Here is an 8,629-nt window from a genome sequence, read left to right on the forward strand (position 1 = left end):
GTCAGCCATGAACGCAGAACAGAATGACTTGATCACCCGGGTCGGGCCGGGCACGCCCTGCGGCGCGCTGCTGCGCAGCTACTGGCAGCCGGCGGCACTGGTGGACGAGTTCAACCCGGCGCTCGACCCGCGCATGGAGAAGCGCCCGGTCAAGGCCGTTCGGCTCATGGGCCAGGATTTTGTGCTGTTCCGCGATGACAAAGGCATGTATGGGCTGCTGGACCGCGACTGCCCGCATCGCGGCGCGGATCTGTCCTTCGGCCGTGCCGAGGGCGACGGCCTGCGCTGCCCCTTCCACGGCTGGAAGTTCGACGTGGCTGGCCGCTGCCTGGAAACCCCGGCAGAACCGGCTGGCAGCAAGCTCTGCGACCGCGTGAAGCAGCGCAGCTACCCGGTGCAGGAAAAAAGCGGCGTTATTTTCGCCTGGCTGGGCCCGGAGGGGTCGATACCGCCGCCGCTGCCAGCCTTCGATTGTTTTACCGCGCCGGCCACCCACAGCTTCGCTTTCAAGGGTCTGTGGAACGCCAACTGGCTGCAGGCTTTCGAAGTCGGCATCGACCCGGCGCACCCGTCCTTTCTGCACCGCTTCCTGCAGGACGAGGCACTCGCGGACATCGGTGACAACGCGGCCGGCAAGCAGTTCCGCAGCGCCAGCGCAGGCGCCATCGATGGCGAGCAGTGGCCGATGACGCGCATCATGCGCGAGTTCGCCCAGCCAGAGATCAGCGTGGACACCAAGCCCTGGGGCATGCAGCTCACGACGCTGCGACCCATGACCGACAAGCTCACCCATGTGCGCGTGACCAACGCGATTTTTCCGGCGACCTTCGTCATTCCGCTGTCCGAGACCATGACCATCACGCAGATGCATGTGCCGGTGGACGACACCCACACTTACTGGTATTCCTTCTTCACCAGTTTTGCCGGGCCACTCGACAAGGAGAGCATGCGCGCACAGCGCCAGCAATTCATCTCGCTGCCTGACTACATCCCCAACGCCGGTCGCCACAACAACTGGGGCTTCAATGCCGACGAGCAGCGCACGCAGACCTACCTGGGCATGGGCGAGGAAGACATCAATGTGCATGACCAATGGGCAGTGGAAAGCATGGGCCCCATCCAGGACCGCACGCGTGAACACCTGGGCAGTTCCGACAAGGTCATCATGGCGAACCGCCGGGTGCTGATCAAGGCGATTGCCACGGTGCAGGAGGGAGGCTTCGCGCCCGGTATTGCCGATGCCAGCCAGAGCGACCTGATGCGCGGCCCGGACACGGTGGACGGCATCGCGCCTGCGGGCGAATGGTCGACGTGGTGGCAGGAACAGGCGCGGGCCAAACAGGCCAATGCGCCGTGGGCGCCCTCCGTTCGCACCGAGCCTGTCGAAGGGCCGGCCACGGCGCCGACCCTTCGACCAGCTCAGGACAGGCCAAGCTCAGCCCGAACGGTGCAGGAATGAGCAGCTTCGCCGAAATCTGCGGCATCCACGATGCCACGCGGCAGCACGCGCTCGAACACACGCGGGCCCTGATAGACGCCGGCGGCATTGAGCTGGTGCGTTTTGCCTGGTGCGACCTACACGGCACGCTGCGCGGCAAGACACTGGTCGCGGATGCGGCATCCAAGGCCATGCTGGACGGTGTCGGCCTGGTCAGCACGCTGCTGCTCAAGGACAGCTCGGACCGCACGGCGTTCAAGGTGTTCGAGGCCGGTGGCGCAGCGGAATTGCCCGGCTTCGAGTTCGCCAGCAACCTGCTGCTGCTGGCCGACCCGGCCAGCTTCAAACACCTGCCCTGGACGCCATCCACCGGCTGGGTCCAGGGTCAGCCTTTCATGCAGGATGGCAGCCCCGTCGAGCTGGATACGCGGCGCATCCTGCAGCGTGCGCTGGCGAAGCTGGCCGATGCCGGATACGGCATGAAGTGCGGGCTGGAGATCGAGTTTCACATCTACCGCATCACCGGCGACGGCGCCGATGACCAGCTCGACCCCGAACAGGCCGCCTGGCCCGGCGTGCCGCCCAAGGTCGCGATGATCCACCCCGGCTACAACCTGCTGTCCGAGCAGTGGTTCGACATGGCCGAGGAGCCGTTGCGCATCGTGCAGCACACGGCGCAGGCGCTGGGCCTGCCCCTGCAGTCGCTGGAAATCGAACTCGGCCCCAGCCAGGTTGAAGCCGTGTTTGACGCCACCGACGCGCTGACCGCCGCCGACAACATGGTGCTGTTTCGCAGTGCGGTCAAACAGGCGCTGCGCCGCGCTGGCTACCACGCCACCTTCATGTGCCGACCGCCCTTCCCCAACATCATGTCCAGCGGCTGGCATTTGCACCAGTCGCTGGTGGGCATACACACCGGGGCCAATCTGTTCCAGCGCGATGCATCGGCACCAGGCACCCAGCCGACTGACGCGCAGTTCACCCTGTCCGAGCTGGGCGAGCATTACCTGGCCGGCCTGCTGGAGCACGCACGCGGCACGACGGTGTTTTGCACACCGACCATCAATGGCTTCGGCCGTTTCCGGCCGAATGCGCTGGCGCCGCAGTCGGTGCTATGGGGCCGCGACAACCGCGGCGCCATGCTGCGCGTGGTCGGGCAGCCGGGCGACGCCGCGACGCGCATCGAAAACCGCATCGGTGAGCCGGCGGCCAACCCCTACTTGTATCTGGCTTCGCAGATTTACGCCGGGCTCGACGGCATCCAGCGCCAGCTCAAAGCGCCGGTCGCCACCGATGCGCCTTATGGCGAGGCCGCCCTCAGGATACCCACCAGCCTGGGCGAGGCGCTGGACGCGCTGCGGGCCGATACGGCGCTGCTTGACGCCTTTGGCAGCCACTTCATCAACTACTTCACGCGCATCAAGCAGTCGGAGGTCACCCGCCATGAGCAGGCCGTGGACCGCGATGACTGGCAGCGCCGCGAATATTTCAGCCGTATTTGAGCCCCAGAGTTTTCATGATTACTATTAATTTCATAGCTTCTCACGCAGGTCCCATAAGGGCTAAAGGCCAAATTGGCCAAAGCTTGATGGAGGCCGCGGTGGCGGCTGGTGTGACCGGCATCGCGGCCGATTGCGGCGGACTGCTGACCTGTGCCACCTGCCATGTGATGGTGACAGCACCGTTTGCGGCGCTACTGCCCGCCGCCGATGGCGAGGAGCTGTCGATGCTGGCTTTCACCGCCACACCGGCCACAGCCGCCAGCCGGCTGAGCTGCCAGATCATCCTCAATGCAGAGCTTGATGGTTTGACGGTAGAGTTGCCTGCCAGCCAGTACTGATGGCCTCCACCCCCACAAAGGACACCGCATGATTCTTGAACTCGCCGACATCCGCATCGCCCCCGGCCAGCAGGCCGCTTTTGATGAAGCCATCCAGCGCGGCCTGACCACCGCGATTGCTGGCGCCAAAGGTTTTCAGGGCTTCAAGGTGAACAAGGGCATCGAGAACCCCGAGCGCTACATACTGCAGATTTTCTGGGCCACGCTGGAAGACCACACGGTGGGTTTCCGGGAATCGCCAGCGTTTGCCGAATGGCGTGCCATCGTCGGGCCGTTTTTTGCGGCGCCGCCGGTGGTCGAACACTTCACGTTGCTGACGAAATCCGTCTGAGTCGTCCCCGGCAAGCCCGGCGGCTTACGCCCCCTCGTGCCCGGCAACCAGCTTGCCCAGCAAGGCGGCAAATTGCTCGCGCTCGGCTTTGGTCAGCGGACCCAGCAGGCGTAACTGCACTTTGCCGACCGCACGTTTCATCTGCAGGGCCACTTCTTCGCCCGCCGGGGTAACCCACAGCAGCTTGCGGCGCTTGTCGGACGGGTCCGCCTCACGCCGCACCCAGCCCTTGGACTCCAGCCGCCCGATCACAGAACCGGAGGTCGCGGCATCAAAAGCCACCCGCCCCGACAGCGTGATCTGGTCTTCGCCCGGGTCGTCCATCAGCGCGTTAAGAATGGCGAACTGCACCGGCGTGACGTCAAATCCAGCCGTCTCCTCCATGAAGAGCGCCACCGAGAGCTGGTGCGCCCGGCGGATCTGATGCCCCGGCGCTTCGCCGAAATTGAAACTTTTAGCCATGGCCGGAGTTTAAGGGAGTGCCGAACAAGTCCCTGACGGTTCAGGGTATCTACCATGGTCGTAGATAATAAGCATACTTATCATTCACCGATCACCCTGTTTGCCTGTTGCCTGACCTTGACCATCGTGAGCTCTCCCCACCCCATTCTCATCGCCGGCGGCGGCATAGGCGGCTTGGCCGCCGCGCTGGTGCTGGCGCGCGACGGCCATGCGGTGACGGTGCTGGAGCAAGCCGCCAGCTTTGGTGAGATCGGTGCCGGCATCCAGTTGGGGTCCAACATCTTTCGCATGTTTGCCTGGCTGGGTTTGACCGACGCGATCGCCAAGGTGTCTTTTTTCCCAACCGGACTTGGCATGAACGATGTGCGCACCGGTGAAAAGGTGGTGCGTGTACCGCTGGGTGACCTGGCCCGCGCCACCTACGGCTTCCCCTACGGTGTGATTTACCGCGCCGATTTGCACCAGGTGTTTCTCGATGCCTGCGCAGCGCAGGAAACCGTGACCCTGCGCACCAGCGCAAAACTCGAATCTTTCGATCAGTCCGAAAGCAGCGTTCGGGTCCACCTCGCTGGCGGCGAAGTGCTGGAGGGCGCGGCCCTGATAGGCGCCGACGGGTTGTGGAGCAAGGTGCGCGAGGCGGTGGTGGGCGACGGCAAACCGCGCGTATCGGGTCACATCGCCTACCGCGCGGTGCTTGATCGGGATGACGTTCCGGCCCACTTGTGGAGCGACGACGTGGTGCTGTGGGGCGGGGAAAAAACCCACCTGGTGCACTACCCGCTGCGCCGCGGCGAGCTGTTCAACCTGGTGGCGGTGTTTCACAGCAACAAGTACGACGAGGGCTGGAATACCTTTGGCGACAGCGCCGAGCTGACTGAACGTTTCTCCCAGGCCTGTCCACAGGTTCAGGAGCTGCTGGGCAAGATAGACACCTGGAAAATGTGGGTGCTGTGCGACCGGGAGCCGGTGAAAAACTGGACCGACCGACGCGTGACGCTGCTCGGCGATGCAGCCCACCCGATGCTTCAGTACCTGGCCCAGGGCGCCGGCCAGGCCATTGAGGACGCAGTGGTTTTGCGCGAGGCGCTGCGATTTTGCCGGGGCGACATCGTGGCTGCATTTCAGAAGTACCAGCAGGCACGCTACCTGCGCACTGGCCGGGTCCAGCTGACTGCGCGTTTCTATGGCGATATCTACCACGCCTCTGGCGTGCAGCGGGAACTGCGCAACCAGCTTTTTCAGAGCGGGCGGGAAAGCGCTGGCTTTGCCGGGCTGCAATGGATGTACGACGGAATCGAGCCGTCAAAACTGTTCCAATAGGGGTTTTGGACCTCAGGAGAAATCATGAACCTCGTCACACGTGCTACTCTTTTAATAGCTGCTGTCGCAATTCCCATGCTGACTACAGCCCAAAATTCCACCAAGAAATCGGCCGCCAAAGAAGTGGCGCCTGTGGCCGCCAGCTGGCCCACCCGACCGGTCAAGCTGCTGGTTGGCTTTCCCGGTGGATCAACGCCTGATATGGCAGCCCGCACCCTCGCCGAGCCGCTGTCGCGCATTTTGGGTCAGCCCGTCATTATCGAGAACCGTCCGGGCGCTTCGGGCAACATCGCGGCCGATCTGGTGGCCAAGTCCAGCGACGATCACACCCTGGGCGTAGTGATCAACGGCAACCTCACCTCGGCCAAACTGCTGTACTCGAAGCTGCCCTACGACCCGGCCAGGGACTTCACCCCGATCTCGCTGCTGACGACCGCACCGCTGGTGCTGGTCGCCCCGATGAACCAGCCTTCGGGCAGCGACTTTTTCCTGGCCGCCCGCAACGGCGGAGACAAATGGAACTACGGCTCGGTCGGCAATGGTTCGGTCGGTCACCTCGGCATGGAGCTGCTTAAATCCACCGCCGGCAACCTGGGCGCCGTGCATGTGCCCTACCAGGGCAACCCGCAGGTCGTGACAGCCATGTTGGGCGGCCAGATCCAGATGGCGCTGGTGCCGCCCGGCATCGCGTTGCCGCAGATCAGGGCCGGCAAGCTCAAGGCCATCGGCCTGACCAGCGGCCGCAGTGCGCTGGCCAGCGAAATCCCGTCGCTTGCCGATGCCGAAGTGCGCAACTTCAACCTGGAAGTCTGGACCGCACTGGTTGGCCCCGCCAATCTGTCGAAGGCCGCGCAAGCCCGGCTCGCGAAGGAAGTCCCCGGCATCATCCGCGACAACGACACGCGCCAGAAACTGTTCAACCAGGGATGGCAGGCGGTTGGCACAGCGCCCGAAGGTCTGATCAGCCGCATCCGCAGCGAGACCGCCATCATGGGCGGCATCATCAGCATGCGCGGGATCAAGATCGAGTGATGTTGCCCCCACGGTCATTCACTGCGTGTAATTCCCTGCACCTTGCAGACCACGGCCCCGGTTTGAATTGAAACCAGCACGTACCATGTCAGTTTCGTCCAGCGTGAACGCCATCATTGAGCCGGCACGCACGCTGCCTGTTTATGGCGAGTTTGATGTCGTTGTGATTGGCGGTGGGCCGGCTGGGCTGGCGGCCAGTGTCAGTGCGGCCAAACGCGGCGCGCGCACCCTGCTGGTGGAACGTTATGGTTTTCTGGGTGGCATGGGCACCGCTGGTGGCGTCACAAATTTCGCCGGCCTGTATGGCCGCGAGAACGGTGAGATGCGGCAGCTGGTACATGGCGTGGTAGACGATTTGCTGGAGCGCATCGATGCGCTGGGTGGGCTGAATCAGCCGCAGGACGGCATGCTGGGGCGCATTCGCGTGCGCTCCTACGATGTGTCCGCCTACAAGTGTGCAGCCGATCAATTGTTGTTGTCGGCCAGCGTGCAACTGCTGTTTCATGCCTGGGCTGCGGCCGTGGTGATGGACGGTCAGTCCATCGCAGCGCTGGTGGTGGAGACCAAGTCCGGGCGCCAGGCGATCCGCGCGCACAGTTTCATTGACTGCTCGGGCGACGCAGACGTGGCCCATTTTGCGGGCGTACCTTTTGAACTGGGGGATGGCCAGGGCAGCGCGTTGTTTCCCTCCACCATGTTTCGCGTCGGCCATGTGGATGCCGAACCCGCGCTGGCGGCGGTCGGCGATTTCAAGGCCATCAACGAGCTGATGCTGCAAAGCGAAGCTCGACACCCGGGGCGCTACCAATTTCCACGCCAGGGAGCGATCCTGAGGCCGCAGAAAAATCCCGCCGAATGGCGCGCCAACGTCACGCAGATTCGCAATGCCCAGGGCAAGGCCATGGACGCGACCGATGCACGCCAGCTCAGCGAAGGTGAGCTGGAGGGGCGCCGCCAGATCCGCGAGTATTTTCGTTTCCTGAAGACCGAGGTTCCCGGATTCGAGCAGTCCGCCATTGTGGACATTGCCGCCCAAGTCGGCATCCGCGAAACGCGCCGCATCACCGGGACCTATGCCCTCAGTGGTGAAGACATACTGTCTTCGGCGCGTTTTGACGATGTGATTGGCATCAATGCCTGGCCCATGGAAATGCATGTGGACGGCAACATCAGCTGGGGCTTTCCCCGCGACGAGCAGCGCGCCTTCAACGACCTGCCCTGGCGCATGCTGCTGCCTCAGCAGGTCAGCAACCTGCTGGTAGCCGGACGTTGCGCCTCCATGACCCACGAGGGCCAGTCGGCAGCGCGTGCCAGCGGCGGCTGTTTTGTCATGGGGCAAGCGGCAGGCACAGCGGCTGCCTTGCGGGCGCCCGGCGCTGCATTTGCCGACACCGACGTTCCCCGCCTGCAGCAGGCCCTGCTGCTTGATGGCGCTTATTTTGAACACTGAGCGCTGAGCCGTGCACGGAGACCTCCCATGGACATGACCCTTCCCCCAGGCAGCACCCGCAAGGCTTTTTACGAGGCGCTCCGGGCGCACCACATGACCCCGTTGTGGGAAGTGCTGCATGCGCTGGTGCCGCCTCTGCCCACCACGCCCTGCGTTGCCGCCTTCTGGGCGTACGACAAGGTGCGCCCTTACCTGATGCAGTCGGGCCAGTTGATCACCGCCGAAGAGGCAGTGCGCCGCGTGCTGATACTGGAGAACCCGGCGCTTGCCGGGCAGTCGTGTATCACGCAGTCGCTTTACGCCGGTTTGCAGCTGATATTGCCCGGAGAAATTGCGCCCAGCCACCGCCACACCCAGAGCGCGCTGCGTTTTGTGGTCGAAGGCCGCGGCGCGTATACCGCCGTCAATGGCGAGCGCACCACCATGGCCCCGGGCGACTTCATCATCACCCCAAGCTGGACCTGGCACGACCACGGCCACGAGGGCACGGCAGCGGGTGGCGACCCCGTCGTCTGGCTCGACGGGCTGGATATCCCGATGCTGCGCTTTTTTGACGCGGGCTTTGCGGAAAACGGCAGCGAACGCTCGCAGCTGGTCACACGTGCCGAAGGCACGAGCTACCAGCAATACGGCGCCAACATGCTGCCAGTGCGTTACGACGCACCGTTTGGCCAGACTTCGCCGATTTTCAGCTACCCGTACGAGCGAACGCGCGAAGCCTTGTACACGCTGGAGCAACAGGCCCCGATCGACGCC

The 8,629-nt window shown here is 64.0% G+C and carries 9 protein-coding genes; 8 read left to right on the forward strand and 1 reads right to left on the reverse strand.

Features of this window, described 5'->3' with window-relative positions; translation table 11 throughout:
• Positions 1-7 precede the first annotated feature (7 nt).
• The 4 genes from Q8L50_RS00115 to Q8L50_RS00130 are packed head-to-tail and all read left to right on the forward strand — an operon-like array spanning position 8 to position 3,609.
• Positions 8-1,459, forward strand: coding sequence for a Rieske 2Fe-2S domain-containing protein (locus Q8L50_RS00115; protein ID WP_305346609.1), 1,452 nt, complete (start codon positions 8-10; stop codon positions 1,457-1,459).
• Positions 1,456-2,940 carry a glutamine synthetase family protein gene (locus tag Q8L50_RS00120; RefSeq protein ID WP_305346610.1) on the forward strand — a complete coding sequence of 495 codons (1,485 nt, stop codon included), beginning with the start codon at positions 1,456-1,458 and terminating at the stop codon, positions 2,938-2,940. Before Q8L50_RS00115 ends, Q8L50_RS00120 begins: the two co-directional genes overlap by 4 nt.
• A 14-nt stretch (positions 2,941-2,954) precedes the next feature.
• Positions 2,955-3,278 (forward strand): 2Fe-2S iron-sulfur cluster-binding protein, encoded by a 324-nt coding sequence (locus tag Q8L50_RS00125; protein ID WP_305346611.1) that lies wholly within the window; start codon positions 2,955-2,957, stop codon positions 3,276-3,278.
• Between the two features lie 28 nt (positions 3,279-3,306).
• Complete coding sequence (locus tag Q8L50_RS00130) at positions 3,307-3,609, forward strand: antibiotic biosynthesis monooxygenase (RefSeq protein ID WP_305346612.1); 303 nt, start codon at positions 3,307-3,309, stop codon at positions 3,607-3,609.
• A gap of 24 nt (positions 3,610-3,633) precedes the next feature.
• Here Q8L50_RS00130 and Q8L50_RS00135 read toward each other — a convergent pair whose 3' ends face one another.
• Complete coding sequence (locus Q8L50_RS00135; RefSeq protein ID WP_305346613.1) at positions 3,634-4,071, reverse strand: MarR family winged helix-turn-helix transcriptional regulator; 438 nt, start codon at positions 4,069-4,071, stop codon at positions 3,634-3,636.
• Between the two features lie 126 nt (positions 4,072-4,197).
• Between Q8L50_RS00135 and Q8L50_RS00140 the strand changes: the two genes are divergently transcribed.
• The 4 genes from Q8L50_RS00140 to Q8L50_RS00155 all read left to right on the forward strand — a co-directional run.
• On the forward strand, positions 4,198-5,391 hold the full coding sequence (locus Q8L50_RS00140) for a 3-hydroxybenzoate 6-monooxygenase (protein ID WP_305346614.1): 1,194 nt from the start codon (positions 4,198-4,200) through the stop codon (positions 5,389-5,391).
• Between the two features lie 24 nt (positions 5,392-5,415).
• The gene (locus Q8L50_RS00145) at positions 5,416-6,423 is read left to right on the forward strand and encodes a tripartite tricarboxylate transporter substrate binding protein (RefSeq protein ID WP_305346615.1); all 1,008 of its coding nucleotides are present in this window, start codon (positions 5,416-5,418) and stop codon (positions 6,421-6,423) included.
• An 85-nt stretch (positions 6,424-6,508) separates the two neighbouring features.
• Positions 6,509-7,873, forward strand: coding sequence for an FAD-dependent oxidoreductase (locus Q8L50_RS00150; RefSeq protein ID WP_305346616.1), 1,365 nt, complete (start codon positions 6,509-6,511; stop codon positions 7,871-7,873).
• Between the two features lie 27 nt (positions 7,874-7,900).
• The coding region (locus Q8L50_RS00155) for a cupin domain-containing protein (protein WP_370869695.1) at positions 7,901-8,629 on the forward strand (729 nt) is incomplete at its 3' end.

The organism is Polaromonas sp. (genome assembly GCF_030680935.1).
Lineage (GTDB): Bacteria > Pseudomonadota > Gammaproteobacteria > Burkholderiales > Burkholderiaceae_C > Polaromonas.

What these genes read in the sequence shown, in the direction of transcription:
- Q8L50_RS00125 (WP_305346611.1), top strand. Translation starts at nt 2,955, where the DNA reads ATGATTACTATTAATTTCATAGCTTCTCACGCAGGTCCCATAAGGGCT.
- Q8L50_RS00135 (WP_305346613.1), bottom strand. Translation starts at nt 4,071, where the DNA reads ATGGCTAAAAGTTTCAATTTCGGCGAAGCGCCGGGGCATCAGATCCGC.
- Q8L50_RS00120 (WP_305346610.1), top strand. Translation starts at nt 1,456, where the DNA reads ATGAGCAGCTTCGCCGAAATCTGCGGCATCCACGATGCCACGCGGCAG.
- Q8L50_RS00150 (WP_305346616.1), top strand. Translation starts at nt 6,509, where the DNA reads ATGTCAGTTTCGTCCAGCGTGAACGCCATCATTGAGCCGGCACGCACG.
- Q8L50_RS00130 (WP_305346612.1), top strand. Translation starts at nt 3,307, where the DNA reads ATGATTCTTGAACTCGCCGACATCCGCATCGCCCCCGGCCAGCAGGCC.
- Q8L50_RS00115 (WP_305346609.1), top strand. Translation starts at nt 8, where the DNA reads ATGAACGCAGAACAGAATGACTTGATCACCCGGGTCGGGCCGGGCACG.
- Q8L50_RS00145 (WP_305346615.1), top strand. Translation starts at nt 5,416, where the DNA reads ATGAACCTCGTCACACGTGCTACTCTTTTAATAGCTGCTGTCGCAATT.